Annotated in this window: 25 protein-coding genes, 1 tRNA gene, 1 pseudogene and 1 riboswitch; of the genes and pseudogenes, 8 read left to right on the forward strand and 19 right to left on the reverse strand. The window is 49.5% G+C overall.

The features are described from left to right. Positions 1-237: 237 nt before the first annotated feature. A complete protein-coding gene (locus tag BQ7364_RS05225) occupies positions 238-1,077 on the reverse strand; it encodes a tyrosine-type recombinase/integrase (RefSeq protein WP_072683740.1) in 840 nt (279 codons plus the stop codon). Between the two features lie 239 nt (positions 1,078-1,316). On the opposite strand from BQ7364_RS05225, the gene BQ7364_RS05230 reads away from it, so the two are divergent. Next, a complete protein-coding gene (locus BQ7364_RS05230) occupies positions 1,317-1,631 on the forward strand; it encodes a helix-turn-helix domain-containing protein (protein WP_072683741.1) in 315 nt (104 codons plus the stop codon). Positions 1,632-1,770: 139 nt separating this feature from the next. Here BQ7364_RS05230 and BQ7364_RS05235 read toward each other — a convergent pair whose 3' ends face one another. The 6 genes from BQ7364_RS05235 to BQ7364_RS05260 all read right to left on the reverse strand — a co-directional run bounded on the left by BQ7364_RS05235 (position 1,771) and on the right by BQ7364_RS05260 (position 5,908). Further along, a complete protein-coding gene (locus BQ7364_RS05235) occupies positions 1,771-2,022 on the reverse strand; it encodes a DUF6061 family protein (protein WP_369802546.1) in 252 nt (83 codons plus the stop codon). Positions 2,023-2,154: 132 nt separating this feature from the next. Continuing rightward, positions 2,155-2,436, reverse strand: a complete 282-nt coding sequence (locus tag BQ7364_RS05240; protein WP_072683743.1) for a sulfatase-like hydrolase/transferase — start codon at positions 2,434-2,436, stop codon at positions 2,155-2,157. 34 nt (positions 2,437-2,470) lie between these two features. After that, positions 2,471-3,910, reverse strand: a complete 1,440-nt coding sequence (locus tag BQ7364_RS05245) for a glycoside hydrolase family 1 protein (RefSeq protein ID WP_072683744.1) — start codon at positions 3,908-3,910, stop codon at positions 2,471-2,473. A gap of 20 nt (positions 3,911-3,930) precedes the next feature. After that, positions 3,931-4,233, reverse strand: a complete 303-nt coding sequence (locus BQ7364_RS05250; protein WP_072683745.1) for a PTS sugar transporter subunit IIA — start codon at positions 4,231-4,233, stop codon at positions 3,931-3,933. Beyond that, positions 4,230-4,535: a PTS sugar transporter subunit IIB gene (locus BQ7364_RS05255; protein WP_072683746.1), complete on the reverse strand. Its 306-nt coding sequence runs from the start codon at positions 4,533-4,535 to the stop codon at positions 4,230-4,232. Before BQ7364_RS05255 ends, BQ7364_RS05250 begins: the two co-directional genes overlap by 4 nt. A 71-nt stretch (positions 4,536-4,606) precedes the next feature. Next, on the reverse strand, positions 4,607-5,908 hold the full coding sequence (locus tag BQ7364_RS05260; protein WP_072683747.1) for a PTS sugar transporter subunit IIC: 1,302 nt from the start codon (positions 5,906-5,908) through the stop codon (positions 4,607-4,609). Positions 5,909-6,101: 193 nt separating this feature from the next. On the opposite strand from BQ7364_RS05260, the gene BQ7364_RS05265 reads away from it, so the two are divergent. Beyond that, positions 6,102-6,896, forward strand: coding sequence for a MurR/RpiR family transcriptional regulator (locus BQ7364_RS05265; RefSeq protein ID WP_072683748.1), 795 nt, complete (start codon positions 6,102-6,104; stop codon positions 6,894-6,896). Then, positions 6,893-7,699: a MurR/RpiR family transcriptional regulator gene (locus BQ7364_RS05270; RefSeq protein WP_072683749.1), complete on the forward strand. Its 807-nt coding sequence runs from the start codon at positions 6,893-6,895 to the stop codon at positions 7,697-7,699. Before BQ7364_RS05265 ends, BQ7364_RS05270 begins: the two co-directional genes overlap by 4 nt. Before the next feature lie 57 nt (positions 7,700-7,756). Here the strand turns inward: BQ7364_RS05270 and BQ7364_RS05275 are convergent, their stop codons facing one another. The 4 genes from BQ7364_RS05275 to BQ7364_RS05290 all read right to left on the reverse strand — a co-directional run bounded on the left by BQ7364_RS05275 (position 7,757) and on the right by BQ7364_RS05290 (position 12,353). Then, complete coding sequence (locus tag BQ7364_RS05275) at positions 7,757-9,211, reverse strand: glycoside hydrolase family 1 protein (protein WP_072683750.1); 1,455 nt, start codon at positions 9,209-9,211, stop codon at positions 7,757-7,759. Between the two features lie 354 nt (positions 9,212-9,565). Further along, positions 9,566-9,642 (reverse strand) — tRNA-Arg (locus tag BQ7364_RS05280). Between the two features lie 159 nt (positions 9,643-9,801). Next, positions 9,802-11,529 (reverse strand): gluzincin family metallopeptidase, encoded by a 1,728-nt coding sequence (locus tag BQ7364_RS05285; protein ID WP_072683751.1) that lies wholly within the window; start codon positions 11,527-11,529, stop codon positions 9,802-9,804. Between the two features lie 119 nt (positions 11,530-11,648). Then, complete coding sequence (locus BQ7364_RS05290; protein ID WP_072683752.1) at positions 11,649-12,353, reverse strand: sugar isomerase domain-containing protein; 705 nt, start codon at positions 12,351-12,353, stop codon at positions 11,649-11,651. Positions 12,354-12,535: 182 nt separating this feature from the next. Between BQ7364_RS05290 and BQ7364_RS05295 the strand changes: the two genes are divergently transcribed. Next, positions 12,536-13,363 (forward strand): MurR/RpiR family transcriptional regulator, encoded by an 828-nt coding sequence (locus BQ7364_RS05295; RefSeq protein WP_072683753.1) that lies wholly within the window; start codon positions 12,536-12,538, stop codon positions 13,361-13,363. Positions 13,364-13,678: 315 nt separating this feature from the next. On the opposite strand, the gene BQ7364_RS05300 is transcribed toward BQ7364_RS05295, so the two are convergent. The 7 genes and pseudogenes from BQ7364_RS05300 to BQ7364_RS05330 all read right to left on the reverse strand — a co-directional run bounded on the left by BQ7364_RS05300 (position 13,679) and on the right by BQ7364_RS05330 (position 18,714). Next, on the reverse strand, positions 13,679-14,224 hold the full coding sequence (locus BQ7364_RS05300; protein ID WP_072683754.1) for a hypothetical protein: 546 nt from the start codon (positions 14,222-14,224) through the stop codon (positions 13,679-13,681). 61 nt (positions 14,225-14,285) lie between these two features. Then, entirely contained in the window at positions 14,286-15,221 is a 936-nt protein-coding gene (gene ligD / locus BQ7364_RS05305) for a non-homologous end-joining DNA ligase (RefSeq protein WP_072683755.1), read from the reverse strand. Then, the gene (locus BQ7364_RS05310) at positions 15,218-16,015 is read right to left on the reverse strand and encodes a non-homologous end joining protein Ku (RefSeq protein ID WP_072683756.1); all 798 of its coding nucleotides are present in this window, start codon (positions 16,013-16,015) and stop codon (positions 15,218-15,220) included. The genes ligD and BQ7364_RS05310 overlap by 4 nt, the downstream gene beginning before the upstream one ends. A gap of 230 nt (positions 16,016-16,245) precedes the next feature. Continuing rightward, positions 16,246-16,713, reverse strand: coding sequence for a hypothetical protein (locus BQ7364_RS05315; RefSeq protein ID WP_195548301.1), 468 nt, complete (start codon positions 16,711-16,713; stop codon positions 16,246-16,248). Positions 16,714-17,002: 289 nt separating this feature from the next. Beyond that, positions 17,003-17,170: pseudogene (locus BQ7364_RS05320) on the reverse strand (transposase); the annotation flags it as partial. 60 nt (positions 17,171-17,230) lie between these two features. Next, positions 17,231-17,698, reverse strand: coding sequence for an IS200/IS605 family transposase (tnpA, locus tag BQ7364_RS05325; RefSeq protein ID WP_072683757.1), 468 nt, complete (start codon positions 17,696-17,698; stop codon positions 17,231-17,233). Positions 17,699-17,841: 143 nt separating this feature from the next. Further along, positions 17,842-18,714, reverse strand: coding sequence for a putative ABC transporter permease (locus tag BQ7364_RS05330; RefSeq protein ID WP_072683758.1), 873 nt, complete (start codon positions 18,712-18,714; stop codon positions 17,842-17,844). Positions 18,715-18,890: 176 nt separating this feature from the next. Beyond that, positions 18,891-18,964, forward strand: a riboswitch (Fluoride riboswitch). Positions 18,965-19,035: 71 nt separating this feature from the next. On the opposite strand from BQ7364_RS05330, the gene BQ7364_RS05335 reads away from it, so the two are divergent. From BQ7364_RS05335 to BQ7364_RS05350, 4 genes are all read left to right on the forward strand, one after another. Beyond that, entirely contained in the window at positions 19,036-20,241 is a 1,206-nt protein-coding gene (locus BQ7364_RS05335) for a cation:proton antiporter (RefSeq protein ID WP_072683759.1), read from the forward strand. Between the two features lie 473 nt (positions 20,242-20,714). Beyond that, positions 20,715-21,401, forward strand: coding sequence for a class II aldolase/adducin family protein (locus tag BQ7364_RS05340; RefSeq protein WP_072683760.1), 687 nt, complete (start codon positions 20,715-20,717; stop codon positions 21,399-21,401). Between the two features lie 2 nt (positions 21,402-21,403). After that, complete coding sequence (locus BQ7364_RS05345; protein ID WP_072683761.1) at positions 21,404-22,888, forward strand: rhamnulokinase; 1,485 nt, start codon at positions 21,404-21,406, stop codon at positions 22,886-22,888. Positions 22,889-22,940: 52 nt separating this feature from the next. Continuing rightward, entirely contained in the window at positions 22,941-24,710 is a 1,770-nt protein-coding gene (locus BQ7364_RS05350; protein ID WP_072683762.1) for an L-fucose isomerase, read from the forward strand. A 171-nt stretch (positions 24,711-24,881) separates the two neighbouring features. Here BQ7364_RS05350 and BQ7364_RS05355 read toward each other — a convergent pair whose 3' ends face one another. After that, complete coding sequence (locus BQ7364_RS05355; protein WP_072683763.1) at positions 24,882-25,292, reverse strand: helix-turn-helix domain-containing protein; 411 nt, start codon at positions 25,290-25,292, stop codon at positions 24,882-24,884. Between the last annotated feature and the right edge of the window lie 83 nt (positions 25,293-25,375).

Here is a 25,375-nt window from a genome sequence, read left to right on the forward strand (position 1 = left end):
ACACCCTCCCAACGGTTTTTTTGAAAAATCGACTATGAGGGTGTTTTTGTGTTGCCCGTCGATAAGGCAGAAAACTATTTTGAGTTTGTTTGAAAGTGAAATGTACTTTTTCCATGTTCTATCTTGATTTTTCAAGCTATGTATGCTATACTTGCGTTGATTGAAAATTGGATAATTATGTTTGCAGATACTGTGGTCCCTGACATAATATGAATTATGTTAGGGCTTTTTTATTCCCTATATGACCAGTCCAAGCCGCTCAATTTTTCTGCGGTGCTCGGTGCCAGTGGTCATAATATAAATGCGGGTCGTATCAATGCTGCTGTGACCTAAAATGTCAGCCAGCTTCGCAATGTCCTTTTCAATCCCATAAAAAGTGCGGGCAAAGAGCTTACGCAGATTGTGTGGAAATACCTTGCTGGGATTTACCCCTGCTTCCTCACACAACGCTTTCATCTGCGCCCAGATACAGCTTCGATTCAAAGGTTTTCCGTTTCGGGTGAGAAAGATCACGCCGGAACGGATTTTTTCTTTTTTAGCATAGTCCAGCAGCAGCTTTCTCAGCTTGCCGGGAATCAGAATCGTTCTGCTCTTGCCCTTGCAATTCACAATGACTTCGCCCCGTTTCACATCTTCAACCGTGAAGAACTTCAGCTCTGAAACACGAATACCGGTGCCGCAGATCGTCTGCATCACCAGTTGCAGTTGGGGCTTACTCTTCGCCGCTTCCAACAGGCGTAGGTACTCTGCCTTGGACAGTTCCTTTTCCTCGGTACAGTAGACCTGCTTCTGCTGCTTCATGGCTTTCACCTTGCAGTCAGACCAACCGAGAAAGTCCAGAAAACTATTCAGACTTGCCAACATGGAATTGATGGAACGTACCGCATATTCTTTGATCTGCAATTCCTTCTTGTAAGCCATCACCACCTCCTTGGTTACAATTCCACCACCAACATAAACGACAAAAGCACGCGCATCCCGGAGATACTTCTCCACGGTTGCCGTGCTTTTTTCTTCCCGGATCAAATATTGATGATAAGACTCCATTTGGGTATTTGTAATTTTTCTTTCTTTCATTTTGGTTTCCTCCTGAGATTTACAATCAAATTTGTTCTGCATCCATATTGTACCCAATCTTCAAACAAATTTGCCGCAAGACACAGCAGGAAAAGCACATTTCTAACGCATATCGCCTTTAATCCGATATACCTTTTTATTATAGCTGAACTGTTCCGTTATTGCAACGCAAATCACGGATTGATTCCAACAGAATTTCGTGCTTAATGGATACAATATAACAAAAAGGCGGTGATCCTATGTACGATTCTGATTTTCCTCTAAGACTGGCACAGCTTAGAGCTAAAAAGGGTGTGTCTGCCCGTGATATGAGCCTATCCCTTGGTCAAAATGCTGGTTACATCAATAATATAGAGAGCGGCAAAGCGCTCCCATCTATGGGAACCTTCTTTTATATATGTGAGTATCTGAACATTACACCAAGTGCCTTTTTTGATACAGACACCTCAAATCCTGAAAAGCTGGACAACCTGATACAAAAATTGAAAATGCTGAACGATGCCCAGCTCGACTCCATTTCTACACTGATTGATGGAATTGTCGGTAAAAAGTAATTTATAAAAGGAAAGTGGCCTGACACAGCTTTTTAGCTATGCCAAGCCACTTTTACATAGTATGTACTGCTGCCTTTAATCAGCATAGAAATTTTAATAAAAACCGTCCGTAGAATTTTCCCCACGGACGGTACGTTAATCAACTATTTAAAGGCTTATACTCAGTTACAGTTTTCAAATAATTTTCCGGATCGCCGTTCAAGATAAGGTCTGCATACCCAATCGGGTCATTATAGATCAGATAGTCCGGTTCTGACCGTTCATACATATTGTCTGCAACTTCGTTCTCAACGGTAATCGTGTCAATCGCAATCATACTTCCATCGCTGAATTTCAGTTCCACACAGCAGTTGTCCATATTGTAGGTGCAAGATAATAAGGTACTCGTGATATATCCTCCATAATTCGCATTATAAAATGAAACTCCCGTCTGACTCTTGTTAGAAATCAGACGGGATTTGTCCGTATGCACCCCGGAAACCGTCAGCCAACAGTTGATAAGTAAATTAGTTCCTTATCACTATTAAGCCTTCTTTTTCAAGGATTTTAAAAGACTCGGGTCGTCCTTCTCCAGAAAGTAATGAATCGTCCGATGACCGTTGGTGTGCGGATACCAGCCGGTATTAAAGCTGCAGCGGCTGGGAACGCAGATCGGCGACTGACAAAACGCATTTTCGAACAGAATCCCTTCCTTGGCCAGCGCGTCGTAATTCGGCGTCGTCAGCTCGGTATTGCCCAGACAGCTCAGACTGTCCGCCCGCAGCTGGTCCGCAATAAAAAACAAACAATTTTTTCTTTTTTCCATAGTGTCCTTTCCTGTACCGGGCTTGATTGAAGAATCAATCTAAATCTTCGCCCCGGGAAGCGAGCACTTTTTTCAGCCAGGTATAGGAATCCTTCGGAATCCGCCGGCCGCTTCCCTTTCCCTCGTCGTCGATATCCGTGTAAATAAAACCATACCGCTTACTCATCTCGCTGGACGAGCAGCTGACGATGTCCAGCGGAGCCCAGAAATAATACCCCCGCAGATCCACGCCGTCCGCCAGCGCTTCCTTCATCTGCCGGATGTGCTCACGGTAAAACGCAGGCCGATAGTCGTCATGAATATGGCCTTCCTCCGTTATTTGATCGAACAATCCAATCCCGTTTTCCGTGATATAAATCGGACATTGATAGCGGTCGTAAAACAAATTCAGAAACGTGCGCAGGCCCAGCGGATCCACTGACCAGCCCCATGGGTTAGCGGGAAGCTCCGGATTGCGGAACACTTCGTTGCCCTGTTCAAAATGGGCCTGATCGCACAACCGGGTGTAATAATAGGAAAAGCTGAAAAAGTCGCAGTGATGACGCAATTTCTCCTCTTCCGCTGGCGAGATACGAATCTTCCAGCCATTGTCTTTAAAATAGCGCAGCGCATAGCCGGGAATTTTTCCGCGCAGCAGTACGTCGCCGTAGAAGTATTCCATCTGGTTATGCCGCACCGTCGCCAGCACATCCTCTGGCCGGCACGTTGCCGGGTAGGCCGGACCACCGCACAACATCATCCCGATTTCGTTATCCGGATAATGCTTATGGGCATATTCGGTAATCCCCGCACAGGCGATCATCTCGTTGACGACGCCCTGCATTTTCGCTTCCGCCAGATTGTCCACCTGATCGCTGGCAATGCCGAGATGATTAAACGATTCGTGCGTAATCAGATTGATCTGATTCACCAGAATCCATTTTTTGACCTTATCATGATACCGGTCGAGCAGCACTTTCCCGTATTTCTCGAAAAAGCCGATCGTCTCTTTTGAATACCAGCCGCGGTAGTTCAGCGTCAGAGCCAGCGGCATCTCGTAATGCGACATCGTGATCATCGGCTCCATCCCATTCGCCAGAATTTCGTCAATCAGACGGTCGTAAAACTCCAGCCCTTTTTCATTCGGCTCCGCGTCATCGCCCTGCGGAAAAATCCGCGCCCAGTTGATCGACGTCCGAAACGACGTCAGTCCCAGTCCGTCCTTTCCCAGAAGTTTCAGGTCTTCTTTGTAAGTATGATAAAAGTCGATTCCGCGGCGTTTCGGGAAATTCCGTCCTTCCGCATGGACCGCGTTCTGAATGACTGCGGTCGTGATTTCAGCGTTGCTGCGTTTCTCCAATGGAATGTCTTTTTGATATTCGTTAATATCTGCGACGCACAGACCTTTTCCATCCTCAAACGCCGCCCCCTCCATCTGATTCGCCGCAAATCCGCCGCCCCACAGGAAATCCTTGCCGAATTGCATTTCACTCATCTTCGTTTTCTCCTTTCTCACTAAAGCAGCGAGATCAGTTCTTCACACAGCACATGAATCGTATCGGCGGACATCATGAGATCCTCGGCATGCGTTAAAATCATCTTGACCTGCACGGTTTCGCCTGCGGCTTCCTGCTGGATCAGCTGCATGTGGACTTTCTCTGCCTGAATCAGATGTCGATTGCCTTCCGCCAACAGCTCCCGCGCTTTCGACTTATCCGCGTCCTTCGCGTGCCTCAAGGCTTCGACAAAGGAAGAGCGGGCTTCCCCGGCAAACGTGATGATCTGAAAGCAGATTTCTTCAAATTGTTCCTGATTCATGCGACCCCCATCGCTTTCTTCGCGTCTTCCAGCACTTTCTTGCCGTCGATTTTGCCATAGGCAAGCATATCAATCAGCACGACCGGAATTTCCGGGAACTCTTTAACCAGGGCATCATAGCTGAATCGCAGCTGCGGTCCGACCATCAAGATATCAATACTGCCCCGTTTTTCCCGCACATAGGCGTTGCCGACCGCTTCGATCGTGCATTCAAAGCCTTGTTCCTGTGCGGCGGTTTTCATGCGTTTGACCATCAGACTTGTAGACATTCCGCTTGCGCAGACCAGCAAAATATGTTTCATCGTTTTCCTCCCATTTTCAGGCGTCCCTGCCAAACTGGAAAGGCGCTTTTATTCCGCGCCTTTTCCGCACTTTAATTTTTTGTTTCCAGTGTTCCCTGTTCCTTCAGCAGCTGCTTGTCGTACAGCTTAACAAACGGCAGATACAGAAGCACGTCGAGGACGATCAGTAAGATCCAGACGACCGCAGCTTTCCAGTCCAGCGTCGCCAATGCCAGCTGAATCGGAGACGGAAGAACCCACGGTACGTTGATGAACATCTTCCCGATGATATTCGTGCTCATTAAGAAATAGAAAATCGTCGTGTTGATCATCGGAACAAAGATAAACGGAATAAACAGATAGCTGTTCAGTACGATCGGATAGCCGTAAACGATCGGTTCGCTGATATTGAAAATCGTTCCTGCGCCGCCCAAGCGCGTAATCGCTTTTAAATGATCGGATTTGGCGACGATCAGCGCGGCGATCACCAGGGCCAGGGCAGCGCCGCTGCCGCCGGTGTTCATGATCGCGTTGTTCGGTGAATAACAGAAGATATGCGTCATCGACTGGCCGGCCGCATACGCCTCGGCATTCTCAGCCAGATTCATTAACAGCACGGAACTCATGACGGAATTGACGATATTGCCGCCGTTAACGCCGATGACCCACAGGGCATTAAGCAAAAAGACATAGATCAACATCGCCGGCAGCGTGTCGGAGGCGCTCAATAACGGCTTGAAGACGTTCAGGATGAAATCCGGAATGATCACGCCGGTCGCTTTCTGGCACAAAACGTTAAGCAAATAGAAGACGATGACGTTGATGACCAGCGGTATCAGCTGTTCAAACGGCGCCGAGACATTCGGAGGTACCGAATCCGGCAGCGTGATTTTGATATTTTTCTCAAACAGGACATGCGTGATAAAGACCGACAGGCAGAACACAAACATCGCGAAGAACAATCCCCGTCCGCCTAAGAAGCCCATTGAAATACCGCCGTCGAAGGTGCAGCCGATCATGAAGAACAAGACGGCCGACGTCATGCACGAAGTCATTTTGTCCAGCTTGTAAGAATCGGCCAGATTGTAAGTGATCGCAAGCAGACAGTAGACGGAAAGCATATTCATTGTCACATTGTTGACCAGTGCCGCAAATGTTCCCAAACTTCCCTGCGCCAGACTTTGCCACAAAGCAAGCACGCCGTAGAAGAAATTCCCTTCCCCAAGAATTGCCGGATCCGGAGCTGCCGTAATTAAAGTCGCCAGTCCGCCGACAATCGTGACCGGAATGGAAATCGTAATGCCCCGGACAATCGCAGATGTAAAATTATTGTTTTGAATGAACGCAGAGAATTTACCCAGTGGCTTTTCCAAAATCCCCATTATTTTCTGCATAATACCATGTGTAGAGTAAATCTACATCCTCCTTTCATAACAGGAACCGAGCTCATGTGTCATCTATTTGCAAATATTTTCCACATCTTCATTCTTACATGATTTGAGAAATTTATCAATAATAAAATGAAAAATTTCTTAAAACTGTTTTTTTCCCAGTTTCTTCCTCATCCTTTATGCTATAATATGAAATATGAATATCATTGATCGCATTGAAGCGGCAAAGCCGAATTTCACTAAAAGTGATGAACTGATTTACAACTGTATCAAGGAAGACTACTGGATTATCATCCGCGAAGCTTCCACCATCGTCGATTTAGCGGAGAAATGTCATGTCTCCAAATCGGCCATTTTGCGTTTCGCCAAGAAATTAGGTTATTCCGGCTATTCTGAATTCAAATATGACTTTTCGCTCGTCGGTCACAGCAGCGTGCCTGAGGAAGTCCATGAAAGTAAATTTGATTACATCCTGGACTCCTATACGCTGGCGATTCAAAATATCCGCCAGTATCTGAAAGAAAAAGATTTTATCACCCTGGCAAAAAAAATACTCAGCGCCAGGAAAATCCGGCTGTGCGGCTATAACCGTTCCGGTTTTACGGCAATGCAGTTTAAATACCGGCTGATCAACATCGACATCGAATCCGAGGTCATCACCGATACGCTGATGCTCCACTCGCTGGCTTCCTCCTCCGCCGAGAATGAAATCTTCTTTTTCTTCACGGTCCGAGGCGTCAGCTCCACTCCGCTGAACACGTATATCCAGACCTGTCATGACACAAAGAAAACGGTCGTGGTGGTCACGATGAATCCCAACACGATCTATAAAAAATACGCGACCCATTTCATCCTGCTGCCCAACATCAAGGTCAAGGGTGTCTTTCTGGATGAACAGGCCATCTTTCATATCTTTATCGAGATCCTGGTTTCCTACATCAGCGAACGGCTTTTAATTGAAGAAAACAAAGATCCCGAACAGGTGAAATGACCACGCAGAAAAAAGCCAATTCGTTTGGCTTACGTTTAGCCAGCCGCTTGTGTTCGATCGTTAACGACAGTCCGTCCGCCTCGGTCGAGGTTGTGCTGGCCGAATATCTTTTAAAGCATTATAATACGCTGGGGACATTGAATATTTATCAGTTCGCTGAAGATTGCCATGTTCCCCGCAGCAGTATCCATCGTTTCTGCGGCAAGCTGGGTTACGCGAATTTCAGCGAACTCAAGCTTTCCTGCCGCCATGAACAAGATTCCTATCAGTATTTCACCGCCCTTTCTGAAAAAAGTGATTTCCGCGATCATCTGTGCGAAGAGATGATTCAGATGGTGCGCGATATGAAGGGCAGGATCAGCGAACCGTTGTTAAGCCGTCTGGCATCGCAGATTCACGACGCCCGCACCGTCTATCTTCTGGCTTCCTATTCTTCCATTTCCGCGCTGAAGGATTTTCAGCGTCCGATGATTCTATGCGGCAAGCTGGTCCGCGTCGTCGCTTCGCCGGACGATCATGACCGATTGAAAAAAGCCTCGGCTGATGATCTCATACTCGTCGTTTCCGCAATGGGAAAATTCGCTGAAGCTTATCATGATTTTATCCAGCCGCTGTCCAGCAAAAAAATTTTAATCACCGCCTCGCATCAGCCGGAAATCCAGACGCCTTATGATCAAGTCATCCTGATCAGCTCTATGGATTGCCATCACATCAAAACGGCGTATGCCAAGTATGGCGTCAGTTATTTCTTCGATAGTCTTTACAGCGTTTATTATCGTAACTATGGAATCGTTGCGGAATAAATTCGTCAAACAGCCGTCTGATCGCATGACGGCTGTTTGACGAATGGAAATTATAGCTTATGCTAAATCGCGGCCGTTGGTCGCGATTACCTTTTTATACCAGGCAAAGGAATCTTTCTTATAACGCTGATAAGTACCCTGACCAAAATCGTCCGCATCGACATAGATGAATCCATATCGCTTTGACATCTGAATGTCGCTCATGCTGACAAGGTCGATGCAGCCCCAGGTCGTATAGCCCATCAGCTCGACGCCATCGTCGATTGCCGCCTTCATCGCTTCGATATGTTCGCGCAGATAATTGATCCGGTAGTCGTCATGGACTGCGCCGTCCTCCTTCAGCTGATCAAACGCGCCCAGACCATTCTCCGTAACAAAGCATGGCAAATGATACCGGTCATACAATTCATTTAAAGCAATCCTCAGGCCCATCGGGTCGATTGTCCATCCCCAGTCCGATGCCTGCAAATATGGATTTTTCTGCTGCTTGACAAAATTCTCGAACGGTTCCGTCTTGCCCGGTTCACTGGTCACAACATTGGTGAAATAATAACTGAACGAGATGAAATCGACAGTGCCTTCTTTCAAGATGGCTTCATAATTATCGACAGGATCAATTTTAATATTTTGTTCTTCATAATATTTTTTTATGAAATACGGATACTCGCCAAAAACCATCACGTCGTTAAAAAACAGATTGAACTGGTCGCTTTTCTGAGTTAAGAATACGTCTTCCGGCTTGCAGGTCAGCGGATAGGTTTGCGAGCGCTGCGTCATGTTGCCGATCAAAATGCCCGGCGCTGTGTCATGCGCGTATTTCACGGTTAAAGCGCTGGCGATGAACTGATGATGCAGCGCCTGATGAATACAGGATAACCGATCCCGCTTACTTTTCTCAACAAACATGCCGCCGCCCAAATACGGACTCCAGCAGATCATATTGATCTCGTTGAACGTCAGCCAGTATTTGACTTCCTGCTTATATTCGTCAATCAAAAACTTTGTATAGGTTAAAAAATAGTCGATCACAACCGGATCTTCCCAGCCGTTGACCGTTTCAGTCAGCGTGGCTGGCATGTCGTAATGGATCATCGTGACCAGCGGTTCAATGTGATATTTATGGCATTCTCTGAAAACCTGATGGTAGAATTCAACGCCTTCCTTCAACGGTTCTTTTTCCGTTCCCGTTGGAAACAGGCGCGACCAGGCTATCGACATCCGGAATGTCTTAAACCCCATCTCACCGAACAAACGGATATCTTCCTTGAAATGATGATAAAAATCGTTGCCGCGGCGGAAGGCCAGATTCCTCTGGCAAGCCTGTGCTTTATTTTCCAGATATTCTTCTTCCGTGATTTGCATCAGACTGCGTCCGTTTCTTTCCGCTAATGGAATATGCTTGAGATAATCAAGATGGGACGGGCCTCTGCCGCCTTCGTCAAAACCGCCCTCCAGCTGGGCTGCGGACGTTGCGCCGCCCCATAAAAAACCGTTTGGAAATTCCTTTTTCATTCGCTGCTTGAGCCTCCTTTTGTTGGCTTTATCTTAGCATTCACAGCTTGAAAAATGGGTACCAAACGACGCTACCCATTTCAGGGCGGCAACGCTTCCCCGCGGCTTGGAATTACAAATTGGATTATTGAAAGATAAAAACGACGTTCCCGGGTGAGACCTCATGAAGAATTCCATTGGTGTCAAGACGATTGCCGTCGGTTTTTTTTGAGTTCTTTTTTGTTGTCTCTTCTGCGCCCCAGCGCTTTTCAGCTTCACCTGACGAGGGCTGTTTTCAATAAGCTTCAGGCAACTTTAGAATATATTGCATATAAAAAACCGGAAATCCTGACAAGACTTCCGGTCGTTCTTGATTGGTGTTCCCGAGGCGATTCGAACGCCCGACACCCGCCTTAGGAGGGCGGTGCTCTATCCAGCTGAGCTACGGAAACAGGACATGGCCTGCAACGTTAAACGACTTCAAATCGTTCACGTTAATGCATGTCTTATTATAGCGGAGTCCCTTTCGCTTTTCCAGTCCTATTTTAAACCTTCACTGCTTCCTGACCTAAAAATGAAGCAGAGTTTCCCCTGCTTCGCCTGTTCTTATTTTACAAACCTTTGACCTTTGCGGCAATCTCGCTGACACAATCCGACGTGAACGGATCCTTCAAGCCGCTGCTGGTCAGAGCATCGCGGTATTTGAAATTCGTCGTGAACTGGGTGATCTGGTTGTAGGTGGACAACGCCTGATTCCGATCATCCAGACTCTGCGCCCAGATTTCCAAGGCGGAAATCGCCGAGGTTGCATAGCTGATATAATAGAACGGTGTTTCAAAGTGGTGATGAATTTCAACCCATTCATAATACAGCTCGCTGCCGGTAAACTGATAGAAAATCTCAGAATGCAGCTCGTTGACTTCCTCCAGCGTCAGATCCGGATTGGCAAAAACCGCCTGCTGGAATTCATCTTCTGCGCATCCCTGCAGAATCGAGCTGATCATGTTGTAAATTGAAAAAACCTTCTGCCCTTCCGCCTGATCGGCGCCGAAGAACTGGTCATAATACGGCTGCATTAACAGCTCCAGCGCCTGCGAATGAATTTCCGCAGCATCCAGATTGTTGTTATCATTCCACTTCAATTCCGGCATCAGATAGAAGTTGTAGTAATGTCCAAATTCATGGATAACCGTGTCCGGCTGACGGTAGTCAGAAGAATTGATAAACATAAACGGCGCAGAATATTCGTTAAGAATCGTCGTATAGCCTGCGTGCATTTTATTCGGTTCCGCGCTGAAATCATACAATTTGTTATTCTGCATATAATCCAGAGCTTCGCTCATCTTGCCCGGGAATTCCTTCTGCAGCGCCGTTTTCAGGATCGGCAGCGCCGCTTCCAGATCGCCCTCGCCCGCCTGCATGCCCTCGATCGCATTGACCAGCTCGTCATAATGCTTGCTGATCATCTGACCGAATGCCGGCAGCATTTCCGTTCTGATTTTCTCACTGAAATTGTGCGCGTCTTCCGGTGTATAATCGCGGCCTAAGACATCGTAGGCATACTCCGTATAATTGTCGTAACCCAGCTTTTCAGCAATCTGAATACGCAGATCGCGCAGCTGCAGATAAATGCCGCCCAGCTCCGCATTCTTCTTTTCATAAATCTCATTGTACGCCTGAATTCCCTCGTCGGTGGTCAAATCCAGATCGTTCACTGTGACTGTCTGTCCGTTCAGTTCGGTCGTGTATTCGGAGGCCAGCAGCTTCGTGTACTGCGTAACCAGATCATTTTCCTGTTCGCTCAGTTCTTCAATTTCCGGCGAATTCAGCTTGGAATTGATCTCATATCGCTCGATAAATTCCTCGCCCCAGGCTGCTTTTGCGGCATCCTGATAGCTGGATTCCAGAATCGTGCCGGTCAGCTCGTTCATTTTGTTGTCTAAGCGCGTGTAATAGTTATCCAACGTCGTCATTTCTTCTTCATAGAAGGCATCGGTCGTATCAAGGTTGTAGTGAATCGTAGCCAGGGAATCCATCGTATCCAGATGCCGGATATCCTCCAGAATCTCATCATACAAGGCCAGCAGTTCACTTTCCTTGTCCGCTTCCGCCGCCATCGCCTGACAGTCGGCAATCTTCTGATCCAGACTGTCCAGATCCGGCCGGACATACTCCATGTCGCCAAACGGATGCGGCTGATGCTCGACGGATACCGCTTCGGCCAACGGTGTCGGTGACGCAGACGGCGCCGACGGTGCTCCGCAGCCGCTGAGCAATAAGCTGAAAACAGCCAGCAGCGCAAGCATCAGACGGCTTAGTGAAAATCTCTTATTTTTCATTTGTTTCCCTTTCTAACTTCCCGCCTTCAACGGCAGGGAACATCCATATTTTTATTATAATATGAAAAAGGGAATTCTGCACATGAATTCCCTTTTAGTTTGTTCGGTTTACTATGAAATTAAATGTGATACATCCGGTCGAAATACTGCGCCAGCAGCTTGTCGTTGTATTCCGCCCCGCCGTCGATATTCTGCGATTTGAAAACCGGCGGAACGATGCCTTCTTCCAAAAGCATCTGCGCCGTGCGGTAAACGCAGGCCTGCACAAGGATCGCCGTGGTGATCGCGGACATACCGCAGATCCGGGTATCCAGACCTTCGACGTCAATCGAAGCATCGCCATCCATGACGCAGTTGTCGATTACAACATCTGCCAGCTGCCACAGGTTCTTGCCGCAGGAATGCTTCGGCGTCAGATTTTTCGAGGCTTCCAGCGAAGTGATCGCAACGACCTTCGCGCCCTTTTCATGCGCGGCCAGCGCGATTTCCACCGGCAGCGGATTGCGGCCGGAGTTGGAGATCAGAACGACAACGTCATTCGGACGAACGTCCACCTTCTTCATAAAGGCCGTGCCGACACCTTCGATTCCTTCATATGCGCCGCTGGCTGGTTCTTTAATCTGCTTGGTCGGGATGAATCCGCCGGCGCGGAAGCACAGCTCGCTGGCCCCCGCTTGAGAATGTCCGGAACCGAATGCCTGCAGCATGCCGCCGTTTTTCAGCGCATCCGCAAACAGCCGGGCTGTTTTTTCCACATTTTCTTCCTGCGTGGCTTTCAGTTTCTGAATAAGACCCTCGACGACATCGTAAACCTTGTTCTCCATTTTTCTTCCTCCTTGGGTATTTTATCCAAACATTTCGCCTTTTAGTTTGGATTATTTACCCATAGATTACTGCATTCCGCGGAATCTGTCAAGCGTTCCCAGTTGTTTTTTGATTAACTTATTTGTAGTTATTGTTTTAATTCTGTATAATTAAGTCAATAAGACAAGAGGGGGAACCGCCCATGTTCAAAGCAAAATTAAAAGCTGTGTATCAGGATTTAACGCAATCCGAAAAACTCGTCGCCGATTACATTCTTGAACATATTGATGAAATCCGGACGATTACTTCACATCAGCTAGCCGTCAATACGCACATCGGTCAGTCCACGATCATCCGTTTCTCCCAGAAGCTTGGCTACAACAGCTTCCGGGAGCTTCTGGCAGATCTGTCAGCGATCCCGCGGCAGGATCTGGTCCGCGAGGAAATTCAGGTCAACGAATCAATGACCGATACCAACCGCAAAATTATCGCGCAGTATCACGATATCGTCGAAGTGACGTTTGAGAACAACAAAGAAGAAACGATCCAGCAAGCCTGCGAAATGCTGACGAGTGCGAAAAAAATTATTCTGTTCGGTATCGGCAGTTCCAATTTGTTCTGCGAATATCTCGCCAACCAGCTGGTCAAGATGGGATTGTTATGCGTGACAAGTCAGACGCCGCACACAATCTACTCACTGATTGATCAGTCGAAAAAGGATACCGTGCTGTTTCTGATCTCGGAATCCGGCGAAACGCGCGAGGTCATCAAGGCCGCTTCGATCGCCAAGGAACATGACATGCCGATCATCGCGATGACGCGGATGGCGAAGAATACGCTGCACAGCTACGCGGATCTGATCTTAAAGACGGTTTCTTTTGAAACGGAAACCCGGCTGAACGTCACGACGATGCGCTGTTCCCAGCTGTATCTGATCGACGCGCTGTATCTGAATATCATGAAGAGCAATTTTAATAAATTCAGCAAGATGATCGAGCGGGCCGAGCTGCTTTCCGACCGCAAACTTTGAATTGAGGCCGAAGTCAGACTTCGGCTTTTTTACTGCTCCGTCGCACCAGCTTGATTCCATTGCTTCGCAAATTTCACACCGCTGGTTATTGAATTTTGATCTTCTGAGAAAACCGGCAAATTCCCGCCGGAAGTGGGAGGAAATCTGTCTTTACCGGCTGTAAAACGCAGGCAAATCTCCCTCAGCCCTGCTCTCTTCGCTGCTGAAGCTTAAAAAAGCACAGGCGATTCACCCTGTGCTTTCAGATCTCTGTTTTCATTTTTTCCAATTCCCGATTTCTTTTCCATTCTTGAATTCACGGAATGACAGAAGCCGTTAAAAGCGCGTTTTGATCGACCAGTTATCCAGCTCCTCCAGCTGCACTGTCCCATTGCCCGCTTTCTTCCCGTTGATCCAACGGACCAGCAGTTCCGCCCGCTGTCCATCGCTGACGCGAATCAGAATCGCTCCCTGCTTTGTCGAAACACTTACGGTATGTATTCCTTTGTAGCCAGGCCGCGTCTTTTCCCATGGATTATCGTTGTGATAGGCTTGAAGCACCTCGTCATAGCGGCAATACGTCAGCTTGTCCAGACTGGCCGACAGAATTTCCTGTTCGCTGAAAAACGTCGTGTCGATGCAGCGATAGGGTTCATGAAGCGGATGGGCTCGCAGGAACTCCCGGATCTTACGGCGCTGCCCGGCCCAGAAAGCCATCGCGATCAGCCAGCCCAGAATTGAAATCCCCGCTAAAATCAACCAATCATTATTTTGTGAAACCAGCGTGACTACAAAGAAGAAAAAGATCAGAAATGCTGACATGCCGATATAAAAGCGGCAGCGGTCAAGATTTGCGGAATCAAATACCTGAAAGACGTTCATACTTATCCGCCTCCTTCCTGATCTTATTGTACTTCTTTTTCTTATTTAAAGAAAGGAAATTCTACTTTGCTTCGTCAGTTTTGCATTCTTTCGCCGTTTTATCCTCCCGGAAGCCTTTCAGCACCGGCTGGCGCAGCGAGCCGGCCGACGTTTTATCCATATATTTGACGGTACAGACCAGCTTCGGTTTCAGCCAGACGGCGTGTTCATGATTTTTCGGCGTTTCCGGAAACGGACAGTCCGGCGTTACCGGCAGTTTCTTTTCCAGCAGGGCTTCACTTACCCCCAGCGTGACATGCCCTTTATATACGAGCGTTTTTCCCTGATATTGCCCCAGCACCAGACTCAGCACATTGCGCTCTTTTCGGATGTAGCCGCAGACTGCGAAATCCTCATCCTTCAGATTTTTAATCTTGATCCAGGAGCTTGTCCGCTTGCCGCATTGATACAAACTGGTTTTTTCTTTGGCGACGATCCCTTCCAGATTCTGCCGCTGCGTCCAGGCGTACAGCTTTTCCCCTTCATACAGATAGACCCGCGAACAAACGGCTGTTTCACTTTCCTTAAAACTTTTCAGTTTCTCCCTGCGTTTGACTAACGGCAGTCCGGTCAGGTCTTTTCCGTTATATTCGAGAATATCAAACACGATAAACGTCGCCAGATCGCTTTCCTGCGCCAATCGAATGCGGAAGGCGCTGCGCAGCATTTCCCTGCGCTGCAGCGCGTAGAAGTCCGGCTTGCCGTCATGGAAGACGACGATCTCCCCATCCAGGACCGCAGTTTTTGGCAGACAGCGATGCAGATTCAGCAGTTCGGGGAATTGATCGTTGAGCAGTTTATCGCGCTTGTTGATCAATTCCGTATGATCCGAGCAATACGCCAGACAGCGGGTGCCGTCCCACTTGATTTCGTAGAGATAGTCCTCGCTGTCAAACGCTTCCTCGCTGCGGCCGATCAACATCGGAGCATAGCCATGCTGATCAAACAGATCGCTCATGATAAGCTTTTCCCGGTCCGTTTCCGCGCCGTCCTGGCCTTGGTGGTCTGCTTCAGGCTCTGGCTCAGAGCTTCCATCAGATCCACAGCCTGAACACTCTGTTTTTCCTTCACCTTCACAATTTCCTGACCATGGATTTTCCGTTCGATCAAATTGCGCAGTCGTTCCTGATACTCGTCGTGATAATCCCCAATGTCAAACGGGCCGCTGAGCTGATCGATCAGCTGCTTCGCCATCGTGACCTCAGCCTTGGTCAGCTTGCTTGCGGTTTTGGCCGGGGCCGTGACGATTTCATCCTCAAAATACAGCGAGGTCACCCGCATCCCATCCTCGACCGCCCGGATCAGCAGCAGCGCTTCCTTGGTTCCCAATACCGTGCGGGCCACCGCCGCTTTTTTACTTGCCAGCATCGCTTCCCGCAACAGATCAAACGCCTTCTGCCCTTGCTTATCCGGCTGGGCATAATAGTTTTTCTCAAAGTAAATCGGATCCACTTCCGCCTCTTTGACAAATTTTAAAATCTGGATCGTCTTATCCTTCTCTGTCTGGATTTTTTCCAAATCCTCGCCGCTGATGATGACATATTTATCTTTTTCATATTCATAGCCTTTGACAATTTCATCCTGTTTGATTTCCTTATTGCAGGAGGGACAAAACTTTTTATAGCGAATTCGTTCGCCGGTTTTCTTACACAGCTGATTAAAGCTCAGATCATGCTCCCGCACCGCTACCTGCAGCTGGATCGGAATATGCACCAGACCAAACGATATCGCTCCCTTATGCGCGCTCGGCATCGCGATCACCCCATTTCAGGGTTAGTATGGATGGTTTGCGGTTCAATCATTACACGGATCGTCGACAGATTTTCCGGGTTCTGATCATTGCCACTGATGACCGGCAGTCTGACTATCGGTTCAGCGTTTTCATTCTTTCCCCCGCTAATTCCGGTCTATATCAAAACGGCGGTCCAATGCTTCATGACCGCCGCTTCTCTGTTTATTCCTCATTTTAAAATCAATGATACTCATTTATCCTTCATTTTGTCATTATGCTTATGCAGAAGCTTTGTCGGAATGTCGTTAACGCATGTTCCTAGTCTTCCATAATCCGATAGAAACCTTCGATTGCAACAGAGCTGCCCGTTTTCTCCATCACCAGACAATAACGATGTTTCCCGGCAGCGAACCTCCGCCGCATAAAGGCAGGCCAGCTTTTTATGATAAGCCGATGCCTTATAACTGAACGCGCCGCCGTGGATCATCAACAGACATGGGAGCTGCTCTGTCGCCGCAGCCGGCTCATAAATATCCACCGGTAAATTCCGACCGTTTTCCTTCAGCGAAATCCGGCGGCAAGCAACGCCTTCCAAAAGCTTCGTGCCTTTCAGCGCGAGCGTTTGATATGGCTTCGCCAGCTTGATCATAAGCCGGTTATACGGAATCTTCTTCGCGATGCTTTTCAGCTGGGGATCGATCCCACCGATATCCTTCATTCACAATTCTCCTCAATTCATTCGTCGATTCCGCTTTCCGGAAGGAAATGAATTTTCTATTCTCAGTATATCCTATCCGCCTTGCGTACAGCCTTCCTTCTTTCTCCGATGTCCGACAGTTTGGCAAAGCGGATTTTAGCAGCGGTGTTTCTCCATCAAAACCACCCGTAAAACGGGTGGTATCCTCTGGCCCTATAAGGGCCTTTTGTTGCACTGGGCCTTCGCCCATTGAGGCCTGACAGCTGCAACACTTTCTCCAGCTGCCTCTCAAAGAGGCTTCCCTATTGCTTTATTTCACCGGCTCACCCGTAAACGGGTCGATAAATTCCTTCATGCTCATTTGATCTGCCAGTTTGTCTTCCTGCAACTGGTTTTGAATATACTCTTTGATTACTTTTTCATTCTTTCCTACCGTATCCACATAGTACCCTCTTGCCCAGAATTTTCTGTTCCCGAATTNGGCCTGACAGCTGCAACACTTTCTCCAGCTGCCTCTCAAAGAGGCTTCCCTATTGCTTTATTTCACCGGCTCACCCGTAAACGGGTCGATAAATTCCTTCATGCTCATTTGATCTGCCAGTTTGTCTTCCTGCAACTGGTTTTGAATATACTCTTTGATTACTTTTTCATTCTTTCCTACCGTATCCACATAGTACCCTCTTGCCCAGAATTTTCTGTTCCCGAATTTGTACTTCATGTTGGCATGTCGTTCAAAGATCATTAATGTTGATTTACTTTTCAAATATCCCATAAACTCTGAGATGCCATACTTCGGTGGTATTTCGATCAACATATGCACATGATCTGGACACGCTTCCGCTTCCAATAGCTTGCATCCCGGTTTTCTTTCGATCAACATTCTCAGAATCTTTCCGATGTCCAACCTCAATTTGTTATAGATCACCATTCTTCGATATTTTGGAACGATGATGATGTGATATTTGCATCGCCATGTCGTGTGTGATAAACTGTTTTTGTCATTCATTTGACAAATACCCTCCTTTATTTTGTTGTTGGCTGTCAGACCTTCTTCATTATATCGGAGGGTATTTGTTTTTTTAACACTTTAAGCTCTGGCACCACGCGCATAGCACGTGGTATCCACTTCGTATGAAAACAGGGCCGCAATCAGCGGCCCAGCGTGTTTTCGATCTTTTCAGCGATCGCTTCTTTTTTATCGTTGATCGCCTTCTTTGTGCGGTTGCGGGTCTGATCCACCCAGGCGCGGAATTCATTGGAAAATTCCCGGTTGACCTGATGCGGGAATGCCTTGTTCAGACGTGAACGAATTTTAAAAGTCCGCTTGGGAATCAAATCGATTCGGCTGACCATCTTGTCAATGATCGCCGAGAGCTGTTCATCCGCATCCGTCGAATCCATCACGGCCTGAATCCGCTCGTAAAACGGCACGTCTTCACCGACCTGATCGACGTTCTTCATCGCTTCACGCAGCTCCTGCATACACTTTTCCAGTTCGACAAATTCCTTGTTCCGCCTTAGCAGCGCATGCACCGTCTTGAACACATCGGTGGAGAAATAGATCAACAACGCGGCATTGACAGCCCACAACAGCGGCAGCGGAATCCGCTGGACGGCGTTATAGATCGGCGGGTGAATGACGTACACCACAAACAGGCACATCAAGCCGAACAGCGTCGAATTCAACAGGCAGATCCGGCCGTTGAGATTAAAACGATACCGGGAATAATCCCACCAGCGGGTATGAAACATTTTCTCCATCACAAAACTGGTCAGATATTCCAGCGTGCTGGTTATCACGACGCCCCAGAGGAAAACCATCCCGTACGAATCCGCGACCGGCTCCAGCAGCGTCAAAACAAAAACGCCGCCAAAGCCGTAAATCGGACAGTAAGGTCCCGCTAAAAAACCGCGGTTAATCCATTTACGCTGACCGATGGAACAATAGAGACACTCGCAAACCCACCCTAAAAAACTGTAAATAAAAAATAAGATCACTGCCTGAGCCGGAGTTTCGATCATAATATCCCCTCCTGTTTTGTGATTATTCTACGCCGTTCACCGGGTTTTCAATCGTTTTTAACTGATTTTATCCCAAAAACAGGCTTTCGCCTGTACCTCATTATACACGCTGCGGCTTTTCGCCACAACTGAAGGATTTTTTACAATCTTGACAATGTGTCCAAAATCCGTTTAAATAAAGAACAGGGAATGATGTCTCCCCAGGCAATGTGCCTAAACCGCTGTATCAGCTGATGACTTCTGTGTGTTTTTCGCATAGGTCGTCAGCTTTTTTTGTGGATTATCGGTAGAGAGCAGGAGAAATCATAGGAGGAGAAAAAAATGTTGACCAGTCTCGCATGCTTATTTTTAGTAGGAATTCTGTTCAGTCAGATATTGGAACGGCTGCGGCTTCCGGGGTTACTCGGAATGATTTTAACCGGGATTTTATTAGGGCCGTATGGCTTAAACTGGTACTCTGACAGCTTGATGGGGATTGCGGCGGAGCTGCGGCAGCTGGCGCTGGTGTTAATTCTGCTGCGGGCCGGACTGGCGCTGGATCTGAACGATTTAAAACGGGTCGGCCGGCCGGCGGTTCTGCTTTGCTTTGTACCAGCCGCTCTGGAAATTCTTGCTTATGTTGTATTGGGGCCGAAGCTTTTGGGATTATCCGTAGTGGAAAGCGCGGTCATGGGCGCGGTGATCGCTGCGGTTTCCCCGGCGGTCATCGTACCGCGGATGTTGAAGCTGATGGAGGAAAAACGCGGAACTGAACAATCCATTCCGCAGATGATCATGGCCGGCGCCTCGGCCGACGACGTGTTTGTCATCGTGTTGTTTTCCAGCTTCCTCGCCTTAGCTCAAGGCGGTCCGCTTTCCGCCGCGGCGCTGTTTCAAATTCCAGTTTCAATTACGGTTGGGATTTTGACCGGCGCCCTGACAGGGCTAATGTTGTGCTGGTTTTTCCGGAAGATTCATCTGCGCGATTCCCTGAAGGTTTTAATTCTGATGAGCGTGGCGTTTCTGTTGCTGGAAACGGAAACCCGGCTGAAAACGATGCTGCCGTTTTCCGGTCTGTTAGCGGTAATGGCAATGGGAATTGCGATTTACAGCCGTTATACCATTTTAGCCGAACGTCTGTCGCAGAAATTTTCCCGCTTATGGGTCGGAGCGGAAATGATGTTATTCGTTCTGGTCGGCGCGGTCGTGAATCCGGCGTATCTGTTCAAGGCCGGGGGATCGCTGATTCTTTTGATTTTCACGGCGTTGTTCTTCAGAATGACGGCGGTAGCGTTATGTCTGATCAAAACACCGCTGAATCGGAAGGAACGGCTTTTCTGCATGATCGCATATTGCCCGAAAGCGACGGTTCAAGCTGCGATCGGTGCGGTTCCGCTGAGTCTGGGACTGGCCTGCGGCGAACTGGTCTTAAGCGCGGCGGTGATGGCAATCCTGATCACCGCGCCGCTCGGCGCGCTGGGGATTGATCTGACTTACCGGCGGTGGCTGAAAGAAGCAAAGACTTCCGACGTTGGATTGAAAGACTGATCGAAAGTGAGGACGAACTGAGAATGTTCGTCTTTTTCATGCTCTCTATTTTATGATTTGCCGCCAGCTGTATTTGATGAAATTGAAGTCGCCGCAATGATTCTTTCAGCGGACCTTTGATTTAAAAGGCAGGCAAACGATCATTTTCGGATAGGAAGAACTTTCTTTGATCTTTTGCTTATCTTATCACTCAGTAAAATATCACTTTCGCGGAATACAATATGTTTGTTTTTTTCCTTTCCCGCGTCGCTGAAAGGAGTGATGAAATTCATCATTTTTCAACGTTTTCACGGAAAGTTCAAAGATCGTTCTTTCGAACATTCTTCACGATGATTTCATAGAAACGCTTCATTACGACGTTTTTTCCAACTTGAGTTTCAGCCTGTCTTTTTTACGGTGGCAGCGGTTTCATTCAACGCTTGCATGCGCTGGAAGATTATGCCACAATTATCGTATAGGGAGGATGAAACATCATGAATGAACAGGAAATCCGCGAACAGATCTGCGACGTTTGTCACAAAATGTGGCAGCAGGGCTGGGTTGCGGCCAACGACGGCAACGTGTCCGTCAAGATCGGCGAGGACCTTTATTTAGCGACGCCGACCGGCATCTCAAAAAGCTTTATCACGCCGGAAAAGCTGATCAAAATCAATGGCCAAGGCGAGGTGCTGGAAGCGCTGGAGGGTTATCGGCCAAGCAGCGAAATTAAGATGCACCTGCGCTGCTACAAAGAGCGCGAGGATGTCGGCGCGGTCGTTCACGCGCATCCGGCCACCGCGACCGGGTTTGCCTGCGCGCACGTACCGATGGACGATTACGCGATGATCGAATCGGTCATTGCGATCGGCTCGGTTCCGATCGCGCCGTACGGCACCCCGTCGACCGACGAAGTTCCGGAAGGCATCGCGCCGTTTTTGAAGGAACACGACGTCATCTTATTGGAAAACCACGGGGCACTGACGGTCGGCTGTGATCTGATCACCGCGTATTACCGCATGGAAACGCTGGAGCTGACGGCCAAGATCATGCTGAACGCGAGGCTGTTAGGCGGAGTAAAGGACATTTCGCGGGAAAACATTGATCGGCTGATCACCATGCGCGACACGACGTATCACGTCACCGGCAAGCATCCGGGCTATAAGAAATATTCCGGGAAATAGCGATGGAACCGTGCGTACTTGCGATTGACTTAGGCGCCAGCAGTGGCCGCGTGATCGCCGCGCAGACCGATGGAAAGACGCTTCGCTGTCATGAGATCCACCGTTTTGCCAACGAGCCGGTGGCCTGCTGTGGTTCGTTGTATTGGGACGTCTTAAACTTATTCAATCAAATCAAAAAAGGCATTGCGCTTGCCGCGCAGCGCTACACGGTGAAATCGCTGGCAATCGACACCTGGGGCGTGGATTTCGGCTTGCTGGACGAAAGCGGCAGGCTGATCGAAAATCCGATCTGCTATCGGGACGAGCGGACCCGCGGGATTCTGAAGACGCTGAGTGAAACTATTTCGATGCAGGAGCTGTTTGCCCAGACTGGCAACACGCCGGATGAAATCAACACGCTGATGCAGCTGGCAGCCTTGAAAAACCAGCGGCCGGAAGTGCTGGAGCGGGCGCATCAGCTGTTGTTCATGCCAGATCTGATCGGCTATTTTCTGACGGGAAAGCAGGCGTGCGAGTTCACGATTGCCTCGACCTCGCAATGTCTCAATCCGGAGCGTACCGGTATTCATACAGAACTGCTTGAGCGGTTAGGACTGCAGCCGGATTTATTTGCGCCGCTGCGCTATCCGGGCGAGATATTGGGAACGTTAAAACCGGAAATTGCCGCGGAGTGCGGCTGCGGGGAGATCGACGTGCTGCTGTGCGGAGCGCATGACACGGCCAGTGCGATCTACGCGCTGCCGACGGAGGAAAACCATCCGATATTCTTAAGCTGCGGGACCTGGGCGATCACGGGTCAGATTCTCGATCAGCCGGTGATTACCGAAGCCAGCGCCCAGCTGGGTGTTTCCAACGAAGGCAGTCCCGGCGGCAAAACCCGGCTGGTGCGCAACCTGACCGGGCTGTGGATCATCCAGCAATGCAAGGCCGAGCTGCAGCGTCAGGGAACGGCGCTGACCTACGATGAAATTGAAGCGATGATGGACAAAGCCCAGAGCTACGACGGCCTGATCGACACGCAGGCGCCGACCTTCCGCGAATTCGGCCAGACGATCAGGCGAATTCACGATTATCTGAAAGCGACCGGTCAGCCGCTGCCGCAGACGCATGGCGAGCTGTTCTGGTGCGTTTACCAGAGCCTGGCCGCACAGATGAAGCTGGCGTTCGACGAGCTGGAAGCCCTGACGGGGCAGCCTTCCGATACCTTATATATGGTGGGAGGCGGCTGTCAGTCCGCAACGCTGCGCCAGAAGATCGCCGACGCCACCGGAAAACGCGTGATTGCCGGACCCGTCGAGGCCACGGCGCTGGGCAACATCGCCGTGCAGCTGATCGCGGAAGGGCTGGTCGCGGATCATGCCCAGATCACCGATCTGATCCAGCACAGCGAGAAAATCATGACGGCCGTTCCACAAGCTTCCATGACTTCCCAGATCACCCGGCTGAAACAATTCAAAGCTCAGGCCGCGGTGAACGAAGTGGCCTGATCCGATCCTCTTCATGAAGATATAAAATAAAAAACAAAAAAGGAGAACAGAGATGGAATTAAGTAAATGCAAGATTGGAATCCGTCCGACCATCGACGGCCGCTGGGGCGGCATCCGCGAAGGTCTTGAAGAACAGACGATGGGCATGGCGAAAGCCGCCAAGGCGTTGATTGAAGCCAACCTGACCTATTCCGACGGTACGCCGGTGCAGGTCGTAATCGCTGATTCAACGATCGGCGGCGGCCGGGAAGCGGCGCTGTGCGCAGATAAGTTCGGCCGTGAAAATGTCTGCGGCACCTTATCGGTCACGCCGTGCTGGTGCTATGGTTCAGAAACGATGGATCTTGATCCGACGACCGTCAAGGCCGTCTGGGGCTTCAACGGCACCGAACGTCCGGGCGCGGTGTATCTGGCAGCCGTCATGGCAGCCCATGCCCAGAAGGGGCTGCCGGCCTTCTCCATTTATGGTCATGACGTTCAGGACGCCGACGACCGCTCAATTCCGGCCGACGTTCAGGAAAAGATCCTGCGCTTCGCCCGCTGCGCCATTGCGGTCGGCGAAATGCGCAACAAAGCTTATGTCAACATCGGCGCGATTGCGATGGGCATCATGGGCAGCTGCTGCGACCCGGATTTCTTCCAGAAGTATTTAGGCATCCGCGCCGAATGGGTGGACATGTCGGAAATCATCCGCCGCGTCAATCTGGAAATCTACGATCATGAAGAATACGAACGGGCTTACGCCTGGGTTAAGGCCAACTGTCCGGAAGGCTTCGACAAGAACGCCAAGCCGTACAGCGCCGAGGATAAGGAAAAGCAGTGGCAGTTCGTCACGAAGATGACGATGATCATCCGCGACATCATGCTGGGCAACGACAAGCTGAATGCGATCGGCCGGCATGAGGAAGCGATCGGCCGCAATGCGATCGCGGGTGGCTTCCAGGGTCAGCGGATGTGGACCGACTACATGCCTAACGGCGACTTCGCCGAGGCGATCACTAACTCCTCGTTCAACTGGAACGGCAAAAAAGAACCGCTGGTGCTGGCGACGGAAAACGATACGCTCAACGGCGTCGCGATGTTATTTGAAAAGCTGCTGAACCACCGTGCTTCCATCTTTGCGGACGTGCGCACCTATTGGAGTCCGGAAGCAGTCGAGCGCGTCGTCGGACGCAAACCGGAAGGCCGGGCGGCCAACGGCTTCATCCATCTGATCAACTCCGGTGCGGCGGCGCTGGACGCCACCGGCTGCGCCAAGGATGAAAACGGCCAGGGCGTCATGAAAACCTGGTGGGAAATGACCGACGCGGACATCGACGCCTGTCTGAAGGCGACCGACTGGTGTCCGGCGGATCTCGGCTACTTCCGCGGCGGCGGCTTCTCCTCCCATTTCCGCACCCACGCAGAAATGCCGGTTACGATGGTCCGGATGAATCTGGTTCAGGGCATCGGCCCGGTCATGCAGATCGCCGAAGGCTGGACGGTCGTTCTGGATGATGAAATGCACAAAATTCTCGATCAGCGCACCGATCCGACCTGGCCGACGACCTGGTTTGTTCCGCGTTTAGACGAAGCCAATTCAGCGTTTAAGGATGTCTATTCCGTCATGGCCAACTGGGGCGCCAACCATGGCACCTTCACTTATGGCCATATCGGCAAGGATCTGATCACGCTGGCAAGCATGCTGCGAATCCCGGTTTCGATGCACAACCTGAGCGACAACGATCTGTTCCGGCCGCACAGCTGGGCGGCCTTCGGCACGAAGGATCTGGAGAGCGCCGATTACCGTGCCTGCGCGGCTTATGGTCCGCTGTATAAATAAAATAATTTCACGCGGTCAGTAATGACATTCAAAGATTTCTTCTGAGGAAATATCAAATAAAAAGATGGAACCCCATCTTTTTATTTGCCTTGCGTTTATAAAGCATCGTGTATTTTATTGAAACATCCGCTTGTTGTACGCTGATTCTCAAACGCAGAAAGAAAACCTGACCTAAATTGTCTCCTTCCCCTGCCGCAGAAACAGAATTCCTGCGCTGGCCAGCCCCAGATCTGCCAGCTGGAACCCACTCGTGGGTTTCAGCGTCTTTAAAACAGAACACACGATCAGCGCGATGCCCATCGCGACGACCAGCGCCTTCAGCACCAGATCTACGATCTCGTTGATTCGCTTCACTAACGACGCGGGACGGGTTTCGCCCTGCATTAATTCCTCCACAGAGACCCCGAGAATTTCCGCCAGCCGCGGCAGCGATTGAATATCCGGGCAGGATAAATCCCGTTCCCATTTCGACACCGCTTTATCCGTCACCTGCATCTTTTCCGCCAACTCGGCCTGCGTCATTCCCTGCGCCTTGCGCAGCCGGGCGATGATCATGCCCATCGTTTTTCCAGATTGTTTCATAAGCTTCCTCCTCGCTTCTGATTTCCATCATAACCCCGGATGACCCATCCGGCAATCAACCGGAAGCAGGAACCGCTCGACCA

Source organism: Holdemania sp. Marseille-P2844, assembly GCF_900120005.1.
GTDB lineage: Bacteria > Bacillota_I > Bacilli_A > Erysipelotrichales > Erysipelotrichaceae > Holdemania.